Source organism: Jeotgalibaca sp. MA1X17-3, from assembly GCF_021513155.1.
Classification (GTDB): Bacteria; Bacillota; Bacilli; order Lactobacillales; family Aerococcaceae; genus Jeotgalibaca.
The window spans coordinates 1,665,339-1,690,266 of record NZ_CP090983.1 but is presented as its reverse complement, the minus strand read 5'-3'; the positions used below and the strand labels follow the sequence as shown (position 1 = coordinate 1,690,266).

Here is a 24,928-nt window from a genome sequence, read left to right as displayed (position 1 = left end):
ACAGAAAGGGAGAAATAAATGAAACAACCTATCGTAATTGGTGTAACGGGTGGTTCTGGCAGTGGGAAAACAAGTGTCAGTCGAGCCATTTTTGATAAATTTTCTGATTTATCAATCTTACTATTGGAACAAGATTTCTACTATAAAGATCAAAGTCATCTCCCATTTGAGGAACGATTAAAAACCAATTATGATCATCCCTTTGCATTTGATAATCAAAGATTCATATCAGACTTAAAACAATTGATTTCTTGGAAAAGTATAGATCAACCAATTTATGATTATACTCGTCATACTAGAAGTGATGATACGTTCCATCGGGAACCAAAAGAGGTCATCATCGTAGAAGGAATTCTTATTTTAGAGGATGAAGAACTTAGAAATTTAATGGACATCAAGGTATATGTCGATACAGATGATGATATTCGAATTATTCGCCGCATCAAACGAGATATTGAAGAACGAGGACGCACTTTGGACCAAGTAATTGAACAGTATCTTTCTGTAGTTAAACCGATGCATCAACAATTTCTAGAACCTACAAAAAAATATGCTGATATTATTATCCCAGAAGGTGGAAAAAACCAAGTAGCCATCGATTTGATGACTACAAAAATAGCCACTATCTTAACAAGTGATGATAATGTCCAAAAACAATCATAAAAGCAAAAAAAATATTGCTTTTTCTTATAGATAATGTTATTTTGTTATCACTGATATTAAGAATAGATACACACAATCGAAACAGCTTTTAGAGACAGGTATCCGTTAAAAATGGATGCCTGCTTTTATCACATCTACCAAAATGAGTAGCTGTAATAAGAGGACTAAAGCGTACCCATTTTTCTTTTGTGACGAATAGAACATGACAAAAGGGAGTTTGATTTTAATGATTGAAAAAGTATATCCAATGACTCAACAAGGTAAAAAGAAATTAGAAGAAGAATTAGAAAATTTAATTGTAAATAAAAGAAGAGAAATTGTAGAACGAATTAAAATTGCTAGAAGTTTTGGTGATCTTTCAGAAAACTCAGAATATGAATCTGCTAAAGATGAACAAGCTTTTGTAGAAGGTCGTATTACAACAATTGAGAAGATGATTCGCTTTGCAGAGATTATTAATGATTCAGATATTGCTGAAGACATTGTTTCTTTAGGAAGAACAGTTACCTTCAAAGAATTACCTGACGACGAAGAAGAAACCTATTCAATAGTAGGTAGTGCAGAAGCTAATCCTTTAGAAGGTAAAATTTCTAATGATTCTCCAATTGCAAAGGCTTTAATCGGTAAAAAAATTGGTGATGAAGTAGCAATCGCAACTCCGGGTGGAGATATGATGGTTAAAATTACTAATGTAGGACGTTTTAAATAATATAGGTGTAGAGACAAGGAATAGCAAAAGGGCTATTTCTTGTCTTTTTTTCAGATATTTAAATGGAAAAGAAAACAATGAGACTAAAGTCGCATCTACAACCCGCCTTTAGCTTGCGTTTTTTTAGAGAAGATTCCTGTATACTTAAAGAAAACTATAGAATGGGAGGCGAGCAATTTGGATAAGATCGGTTTAAAGCTTTTTTTGTTTTTAGAAAGCTTGTTATTCCTTTTTACTCTCTACCAACTGTTTCGTAACTTTGATTTATTATTGATTTCATTAATCGGATTTATCCTAATTGTATTAAGTAAAACAAAACCGAAAAAGAGGAATTTGTATCTCTCAATTGGTTGGTTCATGCTTATTCTGAGTGTTTTATCCATCTTTACTACGTGGGTAATGGTTGGCTTACTTATGTTTTATTTTATTATGCAAGGTGGAAATATTTTAGAAGATTTAAATTTAGATTCACTTATTGATATCCCTTGGAAGAAAAAAAGATACGTTGGTGTTGAAAGTAGAGAGCCAGATTCCAAAGTAGGTGTTCGAAGAAAGCAACAGTGGCTTGGAAACAAAGAAATTGGCAGTGATATTTTTGAGTGGGATAATATCAATATTTCTATCTTAATGGGAGATACTATCATTGATTTAGGAAATACACTACTTCCCGATGAACAAAATGTAATTTTAATTCGAAAAGGATTGGGACATACGAAGGTCATTATTCCGTTAGGGGTCGGAGTATCCGTTCAACATTCTGTTCTAAAAGGTAACCTGATTTTTAATCAAGAAGTTTACCACCTATCTAATGAAACAATTACGATAGTTGATGAGGATTATCATAGTGCTTCTAGGAAGATAAAGATTGTTTGTAGTACGTTAATTGGAGATGTTGAGGTGATCTATTTATGAAAATCAAGACGTTCTTTCGATTTTTTTTCACTTTAGGTCTTATTCTTTTATTAACGGTACTTGCAACGTTATTTTCCTTACGCTCTTTTTTATCTTTTCCGGATTTATTGAGTATTGAAAATTTTAGTGTTCCAATTTTTCTCTTCTTAGGTGCGGTTATTTTTTTTCTTAGCCTTACCTTTTCATGGGTACTGCAGCATTCTCTAGTTAAATTGGAAAAAGAAATCGTAGAAAGACTACAATTATTAAATAAAGGAAACTATACAATCGTTGAGTCTGAAAATTCTGTTACGAACAACTTATTTTTAGCAGAAGGTTCTGAGATAATAAAAGAAGAGATTAATCTGCTTCGAAGTAAACTTGTTTTACTTTCTAGAGAAGTACAAGAATTGAGTAGTTTACCTCGTATCCCTCGAAAAGAGACAAAAGAAGAAATTTTGTCACAAGAAAGACATCGAATTGCAAGAGAGTTACATGATTCAGTAAGTCAGCAGCTATTTGCAGGAATGATGATTTTATCGGCAATAAATGAAAAAGCAGATACATTACCAGAGAATATTCAAAAGCAATTAGCGATGGTTGAATCAATTGTAAATGAGTCTCAATCAGAGATGAGAGCGTTACTGTTACATTTAAGACCGGTAAAATTAGAAGGAAAAACTTTGAAAAAAGGCATCGAGCAATTATTAAATGAATTACGAACTAAAATTCAAATTAAATTAAAAGGAGAAATATCTTCGATTGATACGATACCGGGAATTGAGGATCATCTTTTTCGTATTATTCAAGAATTACTATCCAATACTCTACGTCATGCGAAAGCAAAAAACTTAGAAGTTTATCTCACTCAAAATTCAAAAGAAATCAATCTACGTATTTTTGATGATGGGATTGGATTTGATACATCCATCCAAAAAACAGGTAGTTATGGTTTAATGAACATACAAGAAAGAGTGACCAGTTTAGGTGGAACGTTAAAAATTATCAGTTTTCCTAATCAGGGTACGATTATAGATATTCGTATCCCTAATACGATGGAAAGTTAAGGAAGAGGTGTCAAAATGATAAGTGTTTTAATAGTAGATGATCATGAAATGGTTCGGTTAGGATATTCTGCTTATTTATCTATTCAAAATGATATTGAAGTAGTTGGTGAATCTGAAAATGGGAAAATAGGATGTGAAATGGCACTTTCACTCCGTCCAGATATTATTTTAATGGATTTAGTAATGGAAGTGATGGATGGAATCGAATCAACAAAAGCAATTCTAAAAGAATGGCCAGAAGCTAAAATTATCATTGTAACAAGCTTTCTTGATGATGAGAAAGTATATCCTGCATTAGAAGCAGGAGCAGCTGGTTACATGTTAAAAACATCATCAGCACACGAAATTGCTGAAGCCATTCGATCTACTTATAAAGGAGAGCGAGTACTAGAGCCAGAAGTTACTGATAAAATGCTTCAAAAACTAACAAAACGAATTCCGCACTACCTTCACGAAGATTTAACCGCAAGAGAGATGGAAGTTCTGTTGCTAATAGCAGAAGGGTGCTCCAATCAAGATATCGCTGATAAGCTTTTTATAACATTAAAAACAGTAAAGACTCATGTATCGAATATTCTAAATAAATTAGAAGTAGGCGATCGAACTCAAGCCACAATTTATGCATTTAAGCATGAATTAGTTGAATAAGTAGAAAAATTAAAATCTAATATTTAATTTTCAGTTATTTAAAACAAATTGTTAACCTAGAAAACTTCTCTATGTTATGATTATTTTATGAAACAATATAGAGAGGGGGAGTCGGAGTTATTTCCGACAATACATACATGAAAATAATGATTAGTGAGAAAGCTCAAAAGTGGTTTGAAAATGAATTAGGAATTTCTGAAGGAAAAGGGGTCCGCTTTTTAGGAAAGGTATACGGGGATACTCAGGTTCATGAAGGGTTCTCGTTAGCTATAGATGTTGATAAACCAACAGATCCTATGGGAATTACTGAAGTGAATGGTATTCCGTACTTTGCTGAATCTGGTGATGAGTGGTTCTTTAGTGGATATGATTTAGAAGTAGGCTTTGATGAAAAACAAGGCGAGCCAGAATATTTTTTCCATGAAAATAAAGATAAATAGATAACCAAATAAAAGAGGAAACTGCCTAAGCAGTTTCCTCTTTTATTTATATCTTGTTTAAACACTCATAACAACGGGTACAATCATTGGTTTCCGTGCTGTTTTTTCAAACAGATACGGTTGGATAGCAGAAGAAACAGTATCTTTAATTTGTTTTTCCGTTATTTTTCCTTCAGAATGCAGTGTTGCATTTATTTCTTTTTTGATAATTCCTTGTGCTTCACTGATAAGATCTCCTGATTCTCGCATATAAATGAAACCACGAGATAAGATATCTGGACCAGCTACTAGTTGTTTTCGTTTGTAATCAACTGTGAGGACTACAACAACTAAGCCATCCTGAGAAAGAACATGACGATCACGTAAAACGATATTTCCGATATCACCGATTCCTTTGCCATCGACATAAACGTCGGATGAAGGGAATTTACCTGCGGGACGAGCGGTGTCGCTTGTCAACGCAAGGATGTCTCCATTTTCCATGATAAAACTATTTTCAGTAGGCACTCCACATTGTTCTGCTAAACCAGCATGAATTTTTAGCATACGGAATTCACCGTGCACGGGCATGAAGAATTTAGGTTTCATTAAACGTAGCATTAATTTTTGTTCTTGCTGACCACCATGACCAGATGTATGGACATTATTCACTTTTCCATGAATAACTTCAGCTCCAGCCTCTAACAGCTGATTGATAACTCGATTTACACTAGTAGTATTTCCTGGAATAGGTGAACTAGAAAAAATAACAGTGTCTCCAGGTTGAATGGTAATTTGGCGGTGAGTTCCATTTGCAATTCTGCTAAGTGCAGCCATTGGCTCTCCTTGTGAACCCGTACATAAAATAAGAACTTTATCAGCAGGATGCTTATTCAATTCACGACTGTCTATAAATAAATCATCAGGTGCTATGATATATCCTAGTTCTCGGGCAGTTCGTATTGAGTTTTCCATACTTCTACCAAATACAGCCACTTTTTTGTCTGTATTGATTGCAACTTCAACTACTTGTTGTAATCTGGAAATATTCGAAGCAAACGATGCGAAGATAATTCGACCTTCTACTTTTTGGATAATATTTGCAAGTGATTTTCCGATAATTTGTTCTGATTGAGTGAAATGAGGAATTTCTGCATTTGTACTATCACTCATTAAAAGAAGAATTCCTTCATCACCTAACTGTGCCATTTTATGTAAGTCAGCAGGTAATCCATCTGCAGGAGTAAAGTCAAACTTGAAATCTCCTGTAAAGACAATATTTCCAGGAGGAGTTTTAACTACAATTCCTCTTGTATCAGGAATACTATGGGTAGTACGGAAAAAACTAACGCTTGTTTTTCGGAATTTAACAATCGTATCGTCTTTAATTTCATGAAGCACTGCATCACGCAAAAGACCATGTTCATCTAACTTATTTCGAATCAGAGCGAGTGCAATTTCACCTGCATAAACAGGTACATTCAGTTCTTTCAATAGAAAAGGTACTCCTCCAATATGGTCTTCATGACCATGAGAAATAAAAAGCCCTTTAATTTTACTTTTATTTTGTACTAAATATGAATAATCTGGAATGACATAATCAATTCCAAGTAAGTCGTCTTCAGGAAACATGATTCCTGAGTCCATAATGATAATTTCATCTTGGAATTGGACTCCATACATATTTTTACCAATTTCCCCCAAACCCCCAAGGGCGAATACTCCTACTTCGTTATTACGAATATTCGGTTTCATTAAGAAAACTCCGTAAGTTGAAACTCGGGATTATTTTTTTCGTATTCCAGATGTTTTCCTTCAATCGGTTGAACAAATTCGATATTGTAGGGGGTGTTGTCTTCCAATATCTTACGTGCATCAACTTCAGATTCTGCTTCCATATACAAGGAAAGAGTTGTTTCTCTTGTAGGGACATCAAATAAATTTGGTTGATATGTAACTTTAAATAACATATGTGATCACTCCTGCTTTTTCTTTTATTTCGCATTGAAAAAAACAATTAAATTTCCTTACCGGTCCATTATTGTATTTTCTATACAATTGCTATTATCATTTTACCACAGTATGCTTTATTTCGCATAGATTTCTATCTACATCTAATTCTTGAAAAAAATTAAGGAATAATAGTTATTTCTGTTAGGGAAAATAAATTATTGTGAGCATTTCGGTATTTGTCTATAGACCTTTCGAGGAACTTTAGATAAACTATACTGATGATTCTAATCAAGACAAATAAAAGGATAAAAGGAGATGATGAAATGTCCTTAATATGGAGTTATATCGTTCGATATAAAAAGTTATTACTATTAAATATTATTGGTTCGTTTGGTTTTATTTTTGTAGAGTTAGGATTGCCTACGATGCTGGCTCGTTTAATTAATGGAGCAGTGGCCGGAGAGGGTCGTTCTATGATTAGTGAAATAGCTTTATTTATGGCAATGTTTGCTGTAGTAGGATTTGTTGGTAGAACCATTGTGTCTTATTCTACCAGTCACATTACCAGTAAGATGACTGCCGATATGCGCAATGATATGTATCGTAAAATTCAAAGTTTTTCACATGAAGAATATGATCGATTGGGCGTTTCTTCCTTAGTAACGCGAGTAACAAATGACGCTTTTATACTGATGCAATTTAGCCAGATGATATTACGAATGGGCTTATCAACGGTTCTCATGCTTTTTGCAAGTTTTTATATGATTTTTATAACGAGTCCATCTCTTTCTAGTGTTCTAATTCCAGCATTCCCAGCTATGATTTTGGCTGTAATTGTTATTGGTAGAATATCTAAGCCTCTATCAGAAGCTCAACAACAAAACTTAGATAAAATTAATATGAATCTCAGAGAGTCTCTTTCCGGACTACGAGTAATTCGTGCTTTCGTTAGAGAAAATTTTCAAGTTCTGCGATTTGGTGAAATTAATGAACAGTATAGTAAAGTATCCAAAAAATTATTCCATCTGATGGCTTGGACACAACCACTTTTTGCACTCATATTAAATATAGTGATTATTGCCATTATGTGGTTTGGAGCTTCACAGATTGAAACAGGGATATTAGAGCTAGGAAATCTTGTTGCTTATATAGAGTACAGTTTTTTTGCACTATATTCTTTTTTGAACTTTGCCATTGTATTTATGATGTACCCTCGTGCAGCCGTTTCAGCTACGCGTATCAAAGAAGTATTTGAAACTAAAGGTTCTATTTTACCGAACGAAAAAGGAATTACAGAAACAAAGACACATGGTTATATCCGTTTCGAAGATGTCACTTTTTCATATCCAGATAACAAAGATACTCCTGTTATAGAGAACATTTCGTTTACTGCTGATCCAGGGCAGACCGTTGCTTTTATTGGTAGTACAGGGAGTGGGAAATCAACTCTGATGCAACTGATTCCTCGTTTTTATGATGTAACAAAAGGACGTATTATGATTGATGGACATGATATACGAGATTATAATCTAAAAGCACTCCGTAAAAAAATTGGTTACATCCCTCAAACCTCTTTACTTTTCACGGGTACCATTGCGGAGAATCTCCGTTATGGTAAATGGAATGCTACTTCTCAAGAAATGGAAAAAGCGTCTGATATTTCTCAAGCAAGGGATTTTATTCAGCAAAAAGAAGAAAAATTTGAAGAGCATCTTTCAGAAGGTGGTAGCAATCTTTCTGGTGGACAAAAGCAGCGTCTTTCAATCGCTCGTGCTGTTGTAAGAAAACCAGATGTATATATATTTGATGATAGTTTTTCAGCATTAGATTATCAAACCGATATCAAACTACGAACACACCTGAAAAAAGAAACAGGAAATTCTACGGTAATTATTGTTGCGCAAAGAGTGAGTACCATCCTTCATGCAGACAAAATTATTGTAATGAATAAAGGAGAAAAGGTTGCTGAAGGAACCCATAAGGAACTTTTAAAAACTAGTCAAATCTATTATGACATTGCTTCTTCCCAAATGAGAGAGGAGGAGTTAGCATGAAGATTATAAAAGAAAAAAATGAATTACTCAGACTTTGGAAGTATCTGAACGTGTATAAGATACAATTTTTCAGTGCACTTTTCTTAACTATTGTGATGAGCATCGTCAGTGTTCTTGAACCGTATGTGCTTGGTTTGGCTATTACAGAACTAGGTAATAATGTTGCAGATATGTTGAAAAACATACCAGGAGCTGGGATCAATTATGAATATTTATTTAAAATACTTGTTATTTATTTTGTCCGAGCTCTTATATTCCAATTTACAACTTACTATTCACAAATCCTGATGGCAAACGTTGTTCAGAATTCAATGCGAGATTTGCGAAGAGATTTAGACAATAAATTAAATCATGTGCCTATCTCCTATTTTGATAGTCATCCATTTGGAGATATTCTTAGCAGAGTAACGAATGATGTAGACTCTGTATCGAATGCTTTGCAACAATCTCTCCTTCAAATTATTAATGCATTCCTAGGTATCTCTTTTGCTTTATTTATGTTGATCTTTATCAGTTGGAAACTAGCTGTTATTGCTATTTTTATGATACCTATCGCGTACTTAATTTCTCGAAAAGTATCTCAAATTTCCCAACCGCATTTTAGAAGACAAGCAAAATACTTAGGTCTGTTGAATGCTTTTGTACAAGAAAGTTTAACAGGTTTCTCAGTGATTAAACTATACGGTAAAGAAGAAGATTCCGTGGAAGAGTTCCAAAGCATCAATGAGTCTTTAAGAGAGAGTGGTTTTAAAGCTGCTTTTATTTCGGGAATGATGAATCCATTAACCGCAGTAGTTTCCAATGCAGGGTATATTGTAGTAGCTGTTCTTGGTATTTTAGAAGTGATAGCTGGAAAAATTACTCTCGGGAACGTGCAAGCTGCAGCTCAATATGTTTGGCAAATTAATCAACCAATCTCGGTTATTACTCAATTATCGGCAGTTATTCAAGCAGCAACTGCCTCTACTCAACGAATATTTGAATTTCTAGATGAAGAAGAACTTGTCCAGCAAGAAGCAGTTTCTTTACCAAAAGAGATTCACGGGGATGTTACTTTTGAAAATGTTTGTTTTAGCTATAGTGAGAACCAACCACTTATCAAAAACTTTAACGTACACGTAAAAAGTGGAGAAACGGTAGCAATCGTTGGTCCAACTGGTGCAGGAAAAACAACTATGATTAATTTGCTGATGCGATTCTATGATGTTGAGTCAGGTGCTATTAAATTAGACGGACATGATATTCGCAACTTCACTAGAGCCGATTATCGTTCACAGTTTGGAATGGTTTTGCAAGACGCTTGGTTGTATCAAGACACGATTCAAGAAAATATTCGTTTTGGTAATTTAGAAGCTTCTGATGAAGAAGTTAGGGAAGCGGCTAGAGCGGCTAATGTGGATCACTTTATCCAAACATTAGGTGAAGGGTATGAGACTACAATCAATCAAGAAGCATCTAATATCTCTCTAGGCCAAAAACAGCTTCTAACAATTGCACGAACTTTTATTGCTGATCCTAAAATTCTTATTTTGGATGAAGCAACTAGTTCTGTAGATACTCGTCTGGAGGTTCTGATTCAGAAAGCAATGGAGAAAATCATGAAAGGGAGAACAAGCTTCGTGATTGCCCACCGTCTTTCAACGATTCGAGATGCAGATTTAATTCTCGTGATGGACAAAGGAGAGATTATTGAACAAGGAACACACGATAATCTAATTAGTCAAAATGGTTTCTATTATGAACTATATAATAGCCAATTCCAAAGTGATTCAGAGTAAAAAAAGGAATGAAAGAGCCTCACAAACACTCTTGCAAAAAAAACTCCCATGTGGTTTAATAGTTAAAGAGATTCAGATAGGAATCTTACGCATGGGGGCATAGCTCAGTTGGGAGAGTGTTTGACTGGCAGTCAAAAGGTCGTGGGTTCGAGCCCCATTGTCTCCATTGTATATTTTAAAATAAGTCTTGAAACGTGATAAGGGCGGTATTCCCTAAGCGTTTTGAGGCTTCTTTTTTTGTAGTGAACATCTAATTGAACATCTAATTCTAAAAATTCACATATTCAGCAAACATTTTAGCGGTATCTTCTTTGGCTCTTTCTGTTACATGAGTGTATATATTCATGGTGGTTTGAATATCAGAATGACCGAGCCTTTCTTTTACTACTTGAATAGGAGCGCCTGCTTCAAACAATAAACTACAATGAGTATGGCGTAAACCATGAGTAGTAATTTTCTTCAAACCGTGTCGTTCTATTGTTTTTACAATAGCATTATTGACAACCGCTTGCTGAATATATTCATTCTCTAATGTACTAAAAATTAATTGGCTTCCTTTATTGGTGTTAAAGCCGAGTTTAAAATAATCTTCTAATTGTTGTTTTTTCCATTGCTTCAATATTTTTAACGTATGTTCATCAATAGAAATAATACGTACTCCTGCTTTAGTTTTTGGTGGTTGAATAATCAACTTGTTATTTTCCCCACGTGTAAGAGTCTTAGACACGCTCACAGTCTTTTTTTAAAGTCTACATCTTTCCATTCCAATGCTAAAGATTCCCCTTTGCGGAAGCCAGTAAAGGCTAATAAGCGAAAGAGGGCGTACCATTTGAAGGAAAGTTCATCATGAATACATTTTAGGAAGTGCTGTAATTCTTCTTTACTATAAAAATTTTCAAATTTATCTTCATGAACTTTCTCCATTAAACGCGGTACACTTATTTTCTTCATAGGGTTATCTCTAAGCGCTTCTATGGTAACCGCATAGTCTAAGACATTAGAAGTGTAATTCTTCATAGTGCGGTATTTTTGAAGTGTTTTGCTCCAATCATTTACGACACGTTGGCATTGTTTAATCGTAATTTTGTCTATTCTATAAGAACCAAAAGCAGGTAAGATATGGTTTTGAAATAACTCTTTTGTTTTTACTAAAGTAGATTCTTTTACCTTATGTATATAAACTGATTCTAACCATAGTTCATACATTTCAGCAAAAGTATTTACTGATTGTTTCTTAAAGCCATGTTCTTCTATTTCTACTTGTAAACGTGATAATGTGAGTTGGGCTTCCTTCCTAGTAGGAAAGCCTCTTTTTGTTGTGTACTTCTTTTTTCCAGTTGTTGGATCTACTCCTAAATAAGCATTAAACATATAAGCAGTAGAACCGTCTTTTTTTGTGTACTTTTTTATCGTTGCCATTTTTATTTTCTCCTTGTTATGTGGGCGCATATAGGAGTTAATTATTATCGTATTTACCTTTTAATTTATTAATTTCTTTTGAGGAGTTATCTATTATATCAGTAATTTCTTTGTATAATTCACTATTCACACCATTTTCTAAATAAGGTTTATTTTCATTTTTTAGTTTTTCTAATTGCATTTGTATAAAAACAATAAATCCTTTATTTGTAAAATCAGATTTGGAAAAATGTCTTGTGAGTGCTTTGCCTATTTCTTCATTAACTGAACTATCCAACATTTTTTGATTTCCATCTTCATAGAATGTATTAATAAGAGGGTTTTTCATAGATTGTTGGACAACTTCATTTGTAATTTTTTCTGCAGATTCAATTTGTAATTCAATATCTTTGGAATGTTCGAAATATTTTTTTGTAGTGTTAATTAGATAGTTTTCTAACGAACCGTAAATTAATTCATTTATCTCTATTTCTCCTAATTCAGCAATCTTTTTCAATCGTTCATTGTTGGGTAAGTTTTTACCTGTCTCCCAGTTACTTACAGTTCCACTTTTTGATTTGTCATCAATCCTTTTAGCAAATTCTGTCATACTTAATCCTAATTTTTTTCTGATACTGCGGATTCTTAATCCCACTTCTTTTGGACTGTTATTCAAAAAAAAACCTCCTTTTAAATGAAAATATTCTTATTAAATACAATATTAACCTAAAACACAAAGAATTGCAAAGTTATACTTGTAATTTGTAAAACATTACGGTATACTTTAATCACAAAGAAATACTAAGAAAAAGGAGGTATAAAAATGAATGGAATAGTAAAGTACAGAAAGTATTTAGGCTACACACAAAAAGAGATTGCTGAAATTTTTGGAATATCGAGACAAGCTTACTATCGAAAAGAGAAAGGATATACACCATTTTCTGATAAAGAGAAAATAGTTTTTAGAGATATGGTAAAAATAGCATTTCCAGATATAACGATAGGAGAAATTTTTTTAATGAAAAAGCAAAGAAATACAAAGAAATGAAACGTGGGAGGAGTAAGAATGAATAACTTACAAGTAACATTAAATGAAGAACAAACCGCAGATTTAAAGAGATACATTTTTGAACTCACAAAAGAGAGTATCGAACAGGCAAAAAAAAATGCTGGACTAGATAAGCCATTTCTAAAACAGATTCATATGAGTAATTACTTAGGTATATCAGTAAATACTCTAAAGAAATTAGAATTAGAAGGGTTGCCGAGCATTACGTTAGATGGATTGAAGCTATATTCAAAAGAAGAAGTTTCCAAATGGATTCTACAACACCAAAGATAAAATTTAATGTGGGCGCATTAAAGGAGGTGTAATTAATGATTGGATCTATTACATACCAATATCAAGATTCAAGGCTAGAAACCTTAAATAAGCTAAATGAAGCAAGTATTTATTTTGAAATATACAACTCTAAAAATCAATCATTCTTTTCACATTCAGAAATTGAACAAGTTATTGATTTACATATAGAAGAAACGAAACAAACTTTTAGATTACAGGAGATTTTAAGAAAGTATCTCGAATGTAATTTATAAGGGGGTGGAAATGTGAGTGGTTTAGAAGAAGCATATTACGGTGGGATTGTTATAGGCATGATTACGATCGTAGTAATTAGATCAATGGCAAAACTTATTTTAGAGATTATTGCAGATGTACGACAACAAAAAAACGCCTAAGGAAGCTCGAACTTCCAAAGGCGCAGATATATTTAGGAAAAATCATATACCTAATTATATCACAAAAAATGATATATAGAGGAGAAAATTATAATGGAAAACGAATTAATGAGAATACTTGATGATCTAGTGCAGAGCTTCAAGAAGTTGGCTGATGATTATGACGAAAGAGAACAAGCGACAATTACCAACGAAAAAGAAGGTGTCGCATGTTGATTCATACGTATATTGATTGTATAGAGGTTAGAAGTTTAATCGAAGAATTGGAAAATGTGCAAAAGAATATAAAAATGATGGCTTTTGTTTTAGAGGATAATCACTCGAAAATGAGACGCTATCACATAACAGAAAAAGAATACAGTATGATTTTTAGAAGAGAATTTGACCGAGATTCTATACACATACAAACATTACATAAATTATTAAGTGAACAAATTGAAAAAGCCGATGACCTAACAGAAAAAATAAGCTTTACACTATTAAAACTTATGCAAGAAGGTGGGGTTTAGATGGAATCACTTCTAAATGAAGCCCTTGAATATGCTAGTTATGGATTTAAGGTATTTCCTTTAGCTCCACTTTCAAAAATACCATTGAAGAATACGCAAGGATTTAAGGACGCTACAACCGACCACGAAACAATATTTAAAATGTTTACAGAAAACAAACACGCAAACATAGGAATATCATTTGTAGACAGTCCTATCTTTGTAGTTGATGTAGATAACCACCAATCAGACCATCAAGGAATTAAGTCATTTGATAACTTATGTGGCTATGAACCACTTCCCAAAGATGTAACGGTTGTTAAAACTGTAAACGGTGGATACCATGTATTTTTTAAAGCTCCAGCAGGAGTTGAGATTAAACAGAAAATAGGGTTTAGACCATCAGTCGATATTATTAAAAACTTTGTGGTTGCTCCAAAGAGTAAAATCCAACGAAAAGATGGATCAATAGGAATGTATGAGTTAAAAGTTGGCTCACTCAATGACATAAAGGAAGTGCCTCCAGTCCTTCTGAAAGCACTAACGACCAACGAGCAGCCAAAGTATAAAAACAGTAGACAGGGGCAAAATTACAGCAGTAACGATGGCGAAAAGAAGTACACAGCTATCTACTTAGAAAAGGTCATACAAGGGGTAGAAGAAGGCGGTAGGAATGATTGGCTAACAAACATTATAGGAACGCCATTGGCTCAAAATATGGACGTTAATTTAACGTATGAGTTCATTCATATCGTGAATCAAAATTTTGTTAGACCACCTTTGCATGACGATGAAGTCAATAAAATATTTCAAAGCATATTAAGAAGAGAACAACAGAAAGGAGGGGCTGATTAGTGAGGGAAATTCCAGCAGAGTTGAAAGCAGAAATGGAACAGTACGAGAAAGCTCAGAAGGAAGAAACGAGCAAGAAGAAAATAAAGCAACCGACTTCTTATAAAGACTTGGAGGGAAAATTAACCGAGTTAGGTATAAGAGAAAGAGAGGCTAGAGAAGAAACCGTAGGGAAGGGTAAAAACGAACAAACTATAAAACCTAGACTTGAACAGTTGGAGGTTGCTAAAATTTTAAAAAGTTATCTTCGTTTTTGTTTATTTAATCTAGAAGAAGGTACACGTTTAGCATTGTATTTACCGTTCGAGGGTGTCTATACGCAGAATGAAACATTAATAAAGAGATGTGTATTCTACCTTGAAGATACATTGACAGAGAGACAAGCCGAAGATGTGATTTATAAAATTACTAACTTGTCAATCGTGAAAGAAAAAACTAATTCAAGGTACTTGATACCAGTCAACAATGGCGTATTTAATCTAAAAGAAAAGAAACTAGAGCCATTCAGTCCAGATTATGTTTTTACTTCAAAGATAGCTACTAACTATAATGAAAATGCTAAATTAGAGGCGTATGACGGTTGGAACGTAGAGGATTGGCTCAAAGACCTATCGACCGGAGAAGATGATTTAAACACTCTTTTATGGCAGGTAATGAGTGCTTCTATGAATGGTAATTTCACAAGAAAAAAATCAATATGGCTGTATGGCGAAGGCTCAACAGGAAAGGGAACGTTTCAAGCGTTGATAACTAACTTAGTAGGCAAGAAGAACGTAGCTACTTTAAAAGTTAATCAATTTTCAGAACGTTTTGCCCTTCCTATGTTAGAAGAAAAGGTATGTTGCATAGGCGATGATGTACCCGCTCACGTTTACATTGATGATTCAAGTAATTTCAATAGTGTAATCACAGGAGACGCTGTACGAATCGAACAAAAGAACAAGCCAGCTTATTCTACTGAATTTAATATGACCGTTATCCAATCCACGAATGGACTTCCTAGAGTTCATAATACAACAGAAGGAACATACAGACGTTTCTTGATTGTCCAGTTCAAACAGACCTTCAAAGGCGACTCTGATAACTGGAATATCAAGAATGATTATATAAAACGAAAAAGCGTACTGGAGTATGTACTTCAGAAAGCCATTAATATGGATTTTGAAAAGTTTATCGAACCAAAATCTTCAGAATTACTTATGAATCAGTATCGAATTGACAATGATCCAGTCAGATATTTCAAAGTGTCTGTTTTCGACCACTTCGAGAGTACACGAATACCAGTCTATCTACTATATCAATACTATTTAGATTTTTGTGATGAGAACAAATACAAGTATATGACTTCAAGAAATTTTATAAATGCTTTTGAAAGAATCCTAGATGAAGATTGGGATAAGAAGAAGGCAAAGATTGGAAACTTCTTCAAAGAGCCATATCTTCCTAATCAATTTGACAAGAATAAAAGTTTAGAAAAACCCGAAAAAGATAAGTCATACACTTGCTTCATAAATACAAGAATCGAATTAGTAAGTTAGAAGTTCTCGAAAAGTTCTCGTAGTTCTCGAAAGGTTCTCGAAAAAAGAGCCTTCAAGAACTTTAGAACGTTGATATATAGGGGTTTGTAGACATAAGTTCTCGAGTTCTCCAAATACATCACTTCTTTATGAAAAAGATTTAATTAATTAGATTTATATATATATATAAAAAAAGTGGCTTTATTCAGGAACTCGAGAACTTTTCAATTAAGTAGTTGATGTATAAGGGTTTGTAGCGTAAAAAGTGGCTGATTTTCGAGAACTATTGGGGAACTTTTCAAGAACTTTCGAGAACTAACAAAAAAACAAAGGGGGAGAAAAAGATATGGAGAATAGAAATTTGATTTTATTAAGAGGGAAATTTGTTCATAAAACATTTAGTGGGAATAGGGTAGCACGCTTTATATTTAGAGATGAAGATTATGGCTGGAGGACTGTTTCCATCGTGAAAGAGAAACCATTCTATGAAAAAATCAAAATTAATGAACAATGTGAGATCTATGTATCAGTTGAAGGGAAATTAAAAAAGAGTTTCCGAGAAGAATATACATGCTTCAATGATTTTCATGTGGAAAGACTAGAGATGGCTTAATGATTGAATGTTGGCTAAGAATTATCTTTCCGAGAGGGAAACTTTCCAAATGTATAGGGTAAAGTAGAAAAAAATAAAAACAAAAACATAAAAAAAAGGGGATTAATAAACATGACAAACTACTATGAAAAAGAATTAGATTTTACAGGGCAGACGAAAACACACCAAATGGCAGAAATTATTAAGGGAATCAGACAAGAAGTTTCACAGTTGAAAGCAAAAAAGGAAGAGGCTCAAGCTAAGATGCCAGCGATTAAAGAAGCGTTGAATAATCTTGTTACCGATGTAGAAATCATTACGAATGACAAGGAGCGTAAGAAGGTATTGGATAAAAAGAAAGCATTGCAGGAAGAACTAAACGAGTTAGAACTCTTTGCGAATATGAATATCGAACGGTACTCAGAAAGAAAGCTTGCTAGTCATCAAGCGTTAGGACTAGAGGCAGAGAAAGAATACCGAGCTTATTACAATATGGTAAGTGTATTGGTTGATGAAGCAAGGCAGGAGATGGAGGATAAAGAACATGAATTGCTTTCACATAGGAACTCCTTACACCCTTACAACTCGATTAGAACAACCATTGATAAGTTGGCAGGGAATGAACGTAGTCGCATAAGAGCTGAAGAAGAAAAAAGAAGGCAGAGGTAGAAGCAAAGCAATCGAAGAAGACCGTCTTTACTGAATTGAAAAATGCTTCAGGTAAAATTTTACATCGTGAATAAATTGTAATCATATGATCGTTCACACATTAGGTGGCAGGTATGAACTACACAAGCAACTATAATAAATAAAAATAAATAAAAAAATAATTATTTAATAAATAAAAAAAGTGTAAGAAAAAGATTTATATATATAATAAAGTTGATTACAATATAGCCCCATAAGCTACGTAAATACGAATACATTGGGTGCCGGTGGGGGAGCTTAAGAGAATGGATTCTAAATGCTGAGAGCGGGTGTAGGTGGATAAGGAGAGGAGGTGTTCTAGTGGCAAAAGTTACAGAGATTAAGAACGATTTAGACACACAAAAGAAGATAAACGCAGAAATGAAAAGATTAAATAAGTTTTTTGAAAAGATACCAAAAGATAAGAAGGGCGTTGTTCAATCGCTTATTGATAGTGCTTCTTTCCATACTGTTATATTGAATAAGTTAGAGAAACACATTGCCGAGCATGGAACGACTAGCACATATCAAAATGGAGCGAATCAATGGGGAAAAAAACGCAGTCCAGAGGTAGAAGTCTATAATTCTATGATTAAAAATCACATGGGGATCATACGACAACTAACAGATTTAGCAGATAAAAATCACGTAGAAGAAGATGATGGCTTTGATGATTTTCTGAAAAGACGTGAAAACTTTTAATGATAATGTGATGAAAGGAGGTGTTTAGATGGCTAAAGAGATTATAGAAGTGAGATTGAGTAGACAGCACACAAAAGGCGGACAAATGGACGAAGAAACGTACAAGCGTAATATCTTCAACAAGTTCAATTTTAGTAAGTATGAAATACGACAAGCACGAAAAGAACAGCTCAAAAGTAAAGTGGAGCAAATTCTTTCCGAGCAAGTGGTATATTAATTAGAACCAATCATAAGCATATATATTATAGTGCCTCTTAACCGTAAAAGGTTGGAGGTACTTTTTATATAAACAGTAAGCATAAGGAAATATATTTTATCTTACTAGGTATGCAGAAATGTGAAGCAAATTAACTTGACAGGAGTTAAGTCAACTTAGTATAGTTATGGCTAAGGTAGAACGAAGCAGGAGGCTTACAAAATGAGTGAAGCAACCACGAACAAACAATATTTTTTTGATGATGTGAATGACTTAGTAAAACATCTTTTTAGGTTAGAAGGTAAACTTTCTCCAATCAAATTACAAAAAGCGTTGTATTTTCTTTTCGCATACTATGGTGCAACGTATGGATCAGTTCAAACAGATATAGCGAATGAAAATAAAATAGAACAAACAGAAAGCTATCCGAAGTATCTATTTAATGATTGTTTTGAAGCATGGAAGTATGGTCCAGTTATTTCAAGCGTATACAAAGAGAACAAACAAAATACCTATGAGGGTAAAGCATATACTCCTAAAGATAATAAAGAGGAAGAAGTCCTTTCCTATATCAATGAGATTTTTCAACAGTTGAATGAGATAAGCGATTTTGGACTTGTGGAAAGAAGTCATCTTGATATGGCTTGGAAAGAACCGTATTCAAAGTATAAAGCAAGACAAACTGAATCACAGACTATGAATAATGAAATCATTATTGAAGAATATAGAAACGAATACTTATAATATGACTTTTTCATTTAGTAAAGAAGAATTTCTTAAGCCACGTAGTCGTGATATAAAACCTATTCTTAAGCCAATAAAAAATAGGTTTAAAACGAAGAAGTTTGAAGAACCGAAAGAAAGATTTTTCGAGTGGTATTCAGAAGAATCAAAAAGCTCCATTATGAATGAAGAGTTAAAATTTACAAATTACTTGCCAGACACTAGTTTGAATGGAGAAGAAGAACTAAGATTAGATGAATTAAAAAATGATTTACATTGTTTGAGAATGAAACCTTATAATCATGTTACTAACGTAAAGAATAATGAAAGACTTAGAACGTTGATAAGTAGTTATGTTGAAAGTGGTATCGACCAAAATTATTTAGATTTTATATACAAGATTAATTTTACAGATTTACTTGGGAGAACTACCGCCTTTAGAGTATTCTATCTATATGAAGTTGATGGACTAGAAAATAAATATAAACATTCTATTCTTTTTATTGATCCTTATCACTTAGTAATATCTTCATCACATAAAGGTAAAGACAAACTTACTCAACTAAATGAAAATTTTGAAAAAAATAAACATAACAAAAAAGATATAAAAATATACTTAGAGAATAATAGAATGTTTGATTAACAAATGGCTGCCTTTAATTTAGGCAGTTTTTTTATTTTACGCTATCGTAGAAACGCATTCTAAGGTCATTTCAAATTAATTCATGTATAGTTATCCATAACTTTCGTTAGAATCGTTTTCTGTATATATCCTAAAATGAGAGATAAGAAACAACCGCTACAAAATATAAACCAAAGTATAAGCGGGGTAAGGTGGAAATGTTTAGAATATCAATCGTTTCATTTTAAAAAGACGAAATAAACGTGATTAGAGAGCTTTTAAGGTTTAATGAACAAAGTATATGTAATTGAAGCTGAAAGCTTTAGGGTTGCCTTATATACGGTTATTACAGGGGTATGTGCGTAAACTTATCCACCGTATGAGGAGGAAAATGTATTTCTTCAAGAACGCAATAACCAATCTCTTTCTTTAGAGAAAGAAGTACGGAACAACGCGAAAAGATAAACTAGTGGCATACGTTTACAGACAAAAAAACTTGCCTTTCTCTACTGGTATTCTAAGAGCTACACAAACGGTGTAATAATCCAATCAGAAAAGAAGAATGTTAAATATGGAAAACAGCAGGATATAAAGAGCCATACGAGGGGCTAGCAAAACTGGTACGATTGACTGATAACCAAGCGTTAAATGAAGCAGTAGACAACGCTATGAGGGTAACGATGTAGAATTGTAACACAAAGGCGTAGAAGGAGGGCTAGAATAATAACAGAAATGAAATAGCTAATACTTTATGAAATTGCCAATCTAATTTTAAAGTAGAAGAAATAAAGTAGTTAAATAGTGAGGTTGAAGCAACTGAAAGAACAAGGTGCTTTCTAGTGAGTTACACCTTTACCAATCCTCTTTTAAAAAAGGCAGAGGCTCATAAGGTACGATTGATAGAGGGAAGGTAAGAGATCACATTGACGCTCCTTTTTTGATGAAATCAAAGAGTATGATAAGCAAGTAGAGAAAGATATGAGTGAGTTTGTTAAAGCCGTACAACCTTACCTAAGTGAGAAAGACGAGCTATACGTTTTTGGTATTTAGGGAAATGCTCCCTCACACCTTGAAGTGCTTTCTCGAAAGGTAGACACATACACAGGCTTATCTTATGTAAAGGTAATTCCAGAGCAAAATTATGGCATACAAGGACTAGTGCAACCGATTAGAAGAAGACAAACGAGCTATCCGAAACGGTGGCTTTTTAGTGTAATCGTTAAATAACGACCATACAAGCGATTTAAGGGCTTCTACATGAATTGTATATAAATACATCAGAACATTCCTAAATGTTCACAGTCGTTCAATTTGCCGCCTATTTTATCACACTACTTCATTCTACTTTAAAAAGTGAACACAAAATAGCTTCTACTTCCGTCAATTGTGATTTTCTATTTTAAATCAAAAATATTAGCTATCCATTCAATATAGGTTTGGTATAATTTATAGAATGAGTTAAATAAATGTTTTGGGAGATTGCTTATGAACGTAGAAAATGAGATTAAACAACTGAAGCACCAAGTACAACTATTATACAGTAACACGCCAGTAGACCGCTTATTTTTTGAATTTGATATTACCACAGAGCAATGGCATTTATTAGATGATTTAATGAAAGAATATTCTAGATTGATTCATTTTGAACAGAGGGTTAGCCAATCTGATTTTAAAGAAAAAATTATGAAAATAGTTTCGCATTTAAATGAAGATGATCTCTTTTATGAATTACTGGAAGAATTAAGTTATGAAAGTAAATACTATGTAAGTGTATTTGAACATTTCCACCGTTAAAAAAATATATTATATGCGCCCACTTATTATTTTAATTGAACATCTAATTGAACATCTTTTACTTTAAACTGATTGATTAGTAGTGAAACATTAAAAGTTAATTTTCTTGATACAGCAAGGCTTATAACACATAGTGAACTCTATCCACTTTCAAAACAAGATACCCATTGTCTCCATCATAAATTAATAGTGAAGTCTTGAAACGTTGATAGGGCGGTGTTCCCTGTAATGCTTCAAGACTTCTTTTTTGTTTTGAATACGTTATTGAATACGCTTTGTTAAAAATTGACATATTGAGCGAACTTTTCAGCCGTATCTTCCTTTGATTTTTCTGTGACATGCGTATAAATATTCATAGTAGTTTGAATATCAGAGTGGCCAAGTCGTTCTTTTACTACCTGAATAGGAGCATCCGATTCAAAGAGTAGACTACAGTGAGTATGTCGTAAACCATGAGTAGTAATTTTAGATAAACCATTTAATTGAATTACTTTTTCAATGTGTCTGAAACTAGCATTTGGATCTATAAACTTGTTTGTAGAAGTAGAGAAAACTAATTGAGTATCATTCATTGTATTGTGGCCATACTTTAGCATGGTGATAGCTTGTTCTTTACGCCATTCTTTCAAGATGGCCAGGGTGGTTGCATCCATTGAAATCGTTCTAACACTACTTTTATTCTTAGGTGACTGGATGATAAGCCTGTTTTGTTCCCCACGTGCTAACGCCTTAGAAATGCTGACCGTTTTCCCTTTAAAGTCTATATCTTTCCATGTAAGAGCAAAAGCCTCACTCTTACGAAGTCCAGAGAAGGCAAGTAGTCGAAAGAAGGTAAACCATTCAGAAGCTAAATCTTCTTTGCAGCAGATCAAAAACGTTTGTAATTCTTCTTTCGTATAATAGTTTTCTATTACTTCCTCGTCTACTTCCTCTATCTTCTTAGGCATTACAATCTTTTTCATAGGATTATCTCGTATCATCTCCAACGTGACCGCATAGTCTAATACTTTAGAGGTGTACGCCTTCATAGAACGATACTTCACAAAACGTTTACACCATTGATTAACAACTAACTGACACGCTTTAATACTGATTTTATCTATTTTAGATGTTCCAAAAGCAGGTAAGATGTGCAAGTCAAACAATTCTTTTGTTTTAACCCTGGTAGATTCTTTTACGGTGTCTTTATATGCAGATTCATACCAAAGAACATAAAGCTCTTGAAAGGTAGTTTTATTTTGTTTTTGGATACCGTTCTCTTCAACATCTACCAATAGTCTAGACTTTGCAAGAGAAGCTTCTTTCCTTGTGCTAAACCCTCTTCTTGTAGTCCTTCTTTGCTTACCAGTTAGAGGGTCAACACCTAAGTAAGCAGTGAACATAAACGCCTTAGAGCCATCTTTTTTTAAGTATTCTTTAATCATGGGATCTATCCTTTCTTATTCCACGCCAAGGATTAAGGGTAAAGGATGAATAAGATTTATTTGATTCTTTTTTTCTTTAATAGGAAACTATCATGATCCATATAAGTAATATAAAAAGGCTTTTTACCTTCAAGAATTTCTATCAATTCATTTAGGTCCACTTCTATACTAAAATTATTTGCCTTAGTGCTAAGTTCATCTATATTTTCAACTTCTAAAGTATTAAAACTATCTTTTTTCATCATGACTATATTACTAGGTAGTATATCTTTAGCGTTTTGAAGAACATATTTTTCAACAAATTCACGATTAGTGCTAGTTTGAAGATGGAGGGGTAACTCATTGTAAAAGCGTTTTATTATGAGACTAAGCATAAGTTTCTTAGACTCTATTTCTAAATCATTAGAATCAAATCGTAGCTTGAAATGAGCGTTATATAAATTGTTAAGTGCATCTATTGATTCATTCAATATTTCTAATGTTTCATGATAAATTTGTTCATTCATGCCATCAATCAACTCAAATTGAACTTGCGAATCCGTTTGAAAACATAAGAAAAAGTAATTATAAGTCAATTCTTCCGAGTCTATATTAATTTTTTTAAAGTAGTTCGATTTTAAAAAATCATTTGACAGTTCTTCAATGCTTTCAATAATTTGAAGAATCACAGTTTTATCATCTTGTCTTTTTCCTACTACATAATCTAATAGCCTTTCTTTTGAAAGATTATATATTTCTTCGTATTCAGTATATTTATAAGGGAAAAAGTCGATTTCTCTTTTTATTTGATTAAATACTTCTTTTTCTTCAGTTTGTTTAAGTTCTTTATTCATTTTTTTTAATGAGTCAGTAATACCGGTATTTATTATATCTTCAGTACTTCCGTATGAAAGTTCATCAACAGACATATTTCCAATTTCAGCAATAGTTTTCAGGGTAAGATCATTTGGTATATTTTCACCTTTTTCCCATCTGGATACGTTACTTTTTCCAGACCTGATTGCTCCTTGAGTTTTTGAGTTTATTTTTTGAGCAAATGATTCTAGTGTATCTTTTTCATTTACTCTAATATTTTTAATCCTTTTACCTAAAGCATTTTTATTTATTTCCAAAGCAGTCACCTCCTGTGTTTAAAAAGATTATATCACTTTGTACCTAAAGTTGAAAGTATTGCTTGTAAAAAATTAAAGATAATGGTATATTATAAACACGAAGTACCTAAAGTTGAAAAGGGAGGTAGTTGAGAAATGAGTAATGTTGCAAAATTAAGACGTTTTAAGGGAATGACTCAAACTGATATAGCTGTGATGCTAGATATATCATTGCAAGCTTACTTTAGGAAAGAAAAAGGTTATGTAAATTTTACTGATAAAGAAAAAATTTTCCTTAAAGAGTTTTTTTCTGAGGAATTTCCCAATATAACAATTGATACTATTTTTTTTAGCCAAGAAGTACCTAAAGTTGAAAACTGAAAAATGGTAAAGGAAATAAAAAAACATTTTAAAAATGGTGAGTCTAAATGGATAAGAAACATAAAGAGGAAATGAGGTGTAAACATGGAAAAAACAAAGGAGCTAGACATTTCACCACGCTTAACGGTGTATTTACCACCAGACATAGAAAAGGCCGTATATAACGATTTTTTGACCTTATCAAGGTATGCGGTAGAAGAAGCTACTAAGAATGTAACTCTTAATACAAGATATCTAAATCAGCAGCAGTTATGCGAGTACTTTAAATGTGGGGTAGATGTAATAAGAGAATGGAAAATGAAAGGGTTAAAGAGTTTTACAAAAGGAAAAGAAATAATGTTCGATTTGAAAGATGTTGCAGATTTTCTTGATACACAAAAAAACTAAAAATCCACGCCAAGGATTAAGGGTAAAGAAAAACATACCGTTAATTTTAACGAGATGTATATAAAGAAGGAGGTGACGAACATGGAGTATACACTAATCTATCTAGCAGGTGGGATATCCGTTCTGTTAACTAAATGGATAGGAAAGAAGATTTA

The 24,928-nt window shown here is 33.1% G+C and carries 32 protein-coding genes and 1 tRNA gene; 26 read left to right on the top strand and 7 right to left on the bottom strand.

The window, feature by feature from the left end; translation table 11 throughout:
• Positions 1 to 18: 18 nt before the first annotated feature.
• From udk to LZ578_RS08365, 6 genes are all read left to right on the top strand, one after another.
• Positions 19 to 663, top strand: a complete 645-nt coding sequence (gene udk, locus LZ578_RS08390; RefSeq protein WP_235144730.1) for a uridine kinase — start codon at positions 19 to 21, stop codon at positions 661 to 663.
• A 226-nt stretch (positions 664 to 889) separates the two neighbouring features.
• Positions 890 to 1,372 (top strand): transcription elongation factor GreA, encoded by a 483-nt coding sequence (gene greA, locus LZ578_RS08385; protein ID WP_235144729.1) that lies wholly within the window; start codon positions 890 to 892, stop codon positions 1,370 to 1,372.
• A 177-nt stretch (positions 1,373 to 1,549) separates the two neighbouring features.
• Positions 1,550 to 2,284, top strand: coding sequence for a cell wall-active antibiotics response protein LiaF (gene liaF / locus LZ578_RS08380; RefSeq protein ID WP_235144728.1), 735 nt, complete (start codon positions 1,550 to 1,552; stop codon positions 2,282 to 2,284).
• The gene (locus LZ578_RS08375) at positions 2,281 to 3,330 is read left to right on the top strand and encodes a sensor histidine kinase (RefSeq protein ID WP_235144727.1); all 1,050 of its coding nucleotides are present in this window, start codon (positions 2,281 to 2,283) and stop codon (positions 3,328 to 3,330) included. The genes liaF and LZ578_RS08375 overlap by 4 nt, the downstream gene beginning before the upstream one ends.
• Before the next feature lie 15 nt (positions 3,331 to 3,345).
• Positions 3,346 to 3,978: a response regulator transcription factor gene (locus LZ578_RS08370; RefSeq protein WP_235144726.1), complete on the top strand. Its 633-nt coding sequence runs from the start codon at positions 3,346 to 3,348 to the stop codon at positions 3,976 to 3,978.
• Positions 3,979 to 4,124: 146 nt separating this feature from the next.
• Positions 4,125 to 4,418 (top strand): iron-sulfur cluster biosynthesis protein, encoded by a 294-nt coding sequence (locus tag LZ578_RS08365; protein ID WP_311198571.1) that lies wholly within the window; start codon positions 4,125 to 4,127, stop codon positions 4,416 to 4,418.
• A gap of 57 nt (positions 4,419 to 4,475) precedes the next feature.
• Here the strand turns inward: LZ578_RS08365 and rnjA are convergent, their stop codons facing one another.
• Together rnjA and LZ578_RS08355 are read right to left on the bottom strand one after the other, a co-directional pair.
• Complete coding sequence (rnjA, locus tag LZ578_RS08360) at positions 4,476 to 6,152, bottom strand: ribonuclease J1 (protein WP_235144724.1); 1,677 nt, start codon at positions 6,150 to 6,152, stop codon at positions 4,476 to 4,478.
• On the bottom strand, positions 6,152 to 6,367 hold the full coding sequence (locus tag LZ578_RS08355; protein WP_235144723.1) for a DNA-directed RNA polymerase subunit epsilon: 216 nt from the start codon (positions 6,365 to 6,367) through the stop codon (positions 6,152 to 6,154). Before LZ578_RS08355 ends, rnjA begins: the two co-directional genes overlap by 1 nt.
• A gap of 306 nt (positions 6,368 to 6,673) precedes the next feature.
• Here LZ578_RS08355 and LZ578_RS08350 point away from each other — a divergent pair, with 306 nt between their 5' ends.
• The 3 genes from LZ578_RS08350 (at position 6,674) to LZ578_RS08340 (ending at position 10,348) form a co-directional block, all read left to right on the top strand.
• Positions 6,674 to 8,404, top strand: coding sequence for an ABC transporter ATP-binding protein (locus tag LZ578_RS08350; RefSeq protein WP_235144722.1), 1,731 nt, complete (start codon positions 6,674 to 6,676; stop codon positions 8,402 to 8,404).
• Positions 8,405 to 8,409: 5 nt separating this feature from the next.
• On the top strand, positions 8,410 to 10,182 hold the full coding sequence (locus LZ578_RS08345) for an ABC transporter ATP-binding protein (RefSeq protein ID WP_311198617.1): 1,773 nt from the start codon (positions 8,410 to 8,412) through the stop codon (positions 10,180 to 10,182).
• A 93-nt stretch (positions 10,183 to 10,275) separates the two neighbouring features.
• Positions 10,276 to 10,348: transfer RNA gene (locus LZ578_RS08340), tRNA-Ala, on the top strand.
• Positions 10,349 to 10,450: 102 nt separating this feature from the next.
• Here the strand turns inward: LZ578_RS08340 and LZ578_RS08335 are convergent.
• From LZ578_RS08335 to LZ578_RS08325, 3 genes are read right to left on the bottom strand one after another with little or no spacing between them, the layout of a single operon-like run.
• The gene (locus LZ578_RS08335) at positions 10,451 to 10,873 is read right to left on the bottom strand and encodes a site-specific integrase (protein WP_235144721.1); all 423 of its coding nucleotides are present in this window, start codon (positions 10,871 to 10,873) and stop codon (positions 10,451 to 10,453) included.
• Positions 10,874 to 10,911: 38 nt separating this feature from the next.
• Entirely contained in the window at positions 10,912 to 11,601 is a 690-nt protein-coding gene (locus LZ578_RS08330) for a site-specific integrase (RefSeq protein ID WP_235144720.1), read from the bottom strand.
• Between the two features lie 37 nt (positions 11,602 to 11,638).
• Entirely contained in the window at positions 11,639 to 12,256 is a 618-nt protein-coding gene (locus LZ578_RS08325; RefSeq protein ID WP_235144719.1) for a helix-turn-helix domain-containing protein, read from the bottom strand.
• 147 nt (positions 12,257 to 12,403) lie between these two features.
• Here LZ578_RS08325 and LZ578_RS08320 point away from each other — a divergent pair, with 147 nt between their 5' ends.
• The 15 genes from LZ578_RS08320 to LZ578_RS08260 all read left to right on the top strand — a co-directional run bounded on the left by LZ578_RS08320 (position 12,404) and on the right by LZ578_RS08260 (position 21,490).
• On the top strand, positions 12,404 to 12,628 hold the full coding sequence (locus LZ578_RS08320; RefSeq protein WP_235144718.1) for a helix-turn-helix transcriptional regulator: 225 nt from the start codon (positions 12,404 to 12,406) through the stop codon (positions 12,626 to 12,628).
• Positions 12,629 to 12,646: 18 nt separating this feature from the next.
• Positions 12,647 to 12,922 (top strand): DNA-binding protein, encoded by a 276-nt coding sequence (locus LZ578_RS08315; RefSeq protein WP_235144717.1) that lies wholly within the window; start codon positions 12,647 to 12,649, stop codon positions 12,920 to 12,922.
• Positions 12,923 to 12,957: 35 nt separating this feature from the next.
• A complete protein-coding gene (locus tag LZ578_RS08310; protein WP_235144716.1) occupies positions 12,958 to 13,176 on the top strand; it encodes a hypothetical protein in 219 nt (72 codons plus the stop codon).
• Positions 13,177 to 13,188: 12 nt separating this feature from the next.
• Positions 13,189 to 13,317 carry a hypothetical protein gene (locus LZ578_RS12510; RefSeq protein WP_255763839.1) on the top strand — a complete coding sequence of 43 codons (129 nt, stop codon included), beginning with the start codon at positions 13,189 to 13,191 and terminating at the stop codon, positions 13,315 to 13,317.
• Positions 13,318 to 13,410: 93 nt separating this feature from the next.
• Entirely contained in the window at positions 13,411 to 13,533 is a 123-nt protein-coding gene (locus LZ578_RS12505; protein WP_255763838.1) for a hypothetical protein, read from the top strand.
• Positions 13,527 to 13,826, top strand: a complete 300-nt coding sequence (locus LZ578_RS08305) for a hypothetical protein (protein ID WP_235144715.1) — start codon at positions 13,527 to 13,529, stop codon at positions 13,824 to 13,826. The genes LZ578_RS12505 and LZ578_RS08305 overlap by 7 nt, the downstream gene beginning before the upstream one ends.
• Positions 13,827 to 14,660, top strand: coding sequence for a bifunctional DNA primase/polymerase (locus LZ578_RS08300; protein WP_235144714.1), 834 nt, complete (start codon positions 13,827 to 13,829; stop codon positions 14,658 to 14,660).
• Complete coding sequence (locus LZ578_RS08295; RefSeq protein WP_235144713.1) at positions 14,660 to 16,195, top strand: DNA primase family protein; 1,536 nt, start codon at positions 14,660 to 14,662, stop codon at positions 16,193 to 16,195. Before LZ578_RS08300 ends, LZ578_RS08295 begins: the two co-directional genes overlap by 1 nt.
• Positions 16,196 to 16,520: 325 nt before the next feature.
• Positions 16,521 to 16,787: a hypothetical protein gene (locus tag LZ578_RS08290; RefSeq protein WP_235144712.1), complete on the top strand. Its 267-nt coding sequence runs from the start codon at positions 16,521 to 16,523 to the stop codon at positions 16,785 to 16,787.
• 111 nt (positions 16,788 to 16,898) lie between these two features.
• On the top strand, positions 16,899 to 17,435 hold the full coding sequence (locus LZ578_RS08285; protein WP_235144711.1) for a hypothetical protein: 537 nt from the start codon (positions 16,899 to 16,901) through the stop codon (positions 17,433 to 17,435).
• 339 nt (positions 17,436 to 17,774) lie between these two features.
• Positions 17,775 to 18,155 carry a hypothetical protein gene (locus LZ578_RS08280; RefSeq protein ID WP_235144710.1) on the top strand — a complete coding sequence of 127 codons (381 nt, stop codon included), beginning with the start codon at positions 17,775 to 17,777 and terminating at the stop codon, positions 18,153 to 18,155.
• A gap of 28 nt (positions 18,156 to 18,183) precedes the next feature.
• The gene (locus LZ578_RS08275; RefSeq protein WP_235144709.1) at positions 18,184 to 18,372 is read left to right on the top strand and encodes a hypothetical protein; all 189 of its coding nucleotides are present in this window, start codon (positions 18,184 to 18,186) and stop codon (positions 18,370 to 18,372) included.
• A 201-nt stretch (positions 18,373 to 18,573) separates the two neighbouring features.
• Positions 18,574 to 19,095 (top strand): Panacea domain-containing protein, encoded by a 522-nt coding sequence (locus LZ578_RS08270; protein ID WP_235144708.1) that lies wholly within the window; start codon positions 18,574 to 18,576, stop codon positions 19,093 to 19,095.
• The gene (locus LZ578_RS08265) at positions 19,055 to 19,717 is read left to right on the top strand and encodes a hypothetical protein (protein ID WP_235144707.1); all 663 of its coding nucleotides are present in this window, start codon (positions 19,055 to 19,057) and stop codon (positions 19,715 to 19,717) included. The genes LZ578_RS08270 and LZ578_RS08265 overlap by 41 nt, the downstream gene beginning before the upstream one ends.
• Before the next feature lie 1,464 nt (positions 19,718 to 21,181).
• Entirely contained in the window at positions 21,182 to 21,490 is a 309-nt protein-coding gene (locus LZ578_RS08260; protein WP_235144706.1) for a hypothetical protein, read from the top strand.
• 278 nt (positions 21,491 to 21,768) lie between these two features.
• On the opposite strand, the gene LZ578_RS08255 is transcribed toward LZ578_RS08260, so the two are convergent.
• Entirely contained in the window at positions 21,769 to 22,914 is a 1,146-nt protein-coding gene (locus LZ578_RS08255) for a tyrosine-type recombinase/integrase (protein ID WP_235144705.1), read from the bottom strand.
• 56 nt (positions 22,915 to 22,970) lie between these two features.
• The gene (locus LZ578_RS08250; protein WP_235144704.1) at positions 22,971 to 24,026 is read right to left on the bottom strand and encodes a helix-turn-helix domain-containing protein; all 1,056 of its coding nucleotides are present in this window, start codon (positions 24,024 to 24,026) and stop codon (positions 22,971 to 22,973) included.
• Between the two features lie 135 nt (positions 24,027 to 24,161).
• Here LZ578_RS08250 and LZ578_RS08245 point away from each other — a divergent pair, with 135 nt between their 5' ends.
• Positions 24,162 to 24,386: a helix-turn-helix transcriptional regulator gene (locus tag LZ578_RS08245; protein WP_235144703.1), complete on the top strand. Its 225-nt coding sequence runs from the start codon at positions 24,162 to 24,164 to the stop codon at positions 24,384 to 24,386.
• Positions 24,387 to 24,470: 84 nt separating this feature from the next.
• Positions 24,471 to 24,773: a helix-turn-helix domain-containing protein gene (locus tag LZ578_RS08240; protein WP_235144702.1), complete on the top strand. Its 303-nt coding sequence runs from the start codon at positions 24,471 to 24,473 to the stop codon at positions 24,771 to 24,773.
• The last annotated feature ends 155 nt before the right edge of the window (positions 24,774 to 24,928 follow it).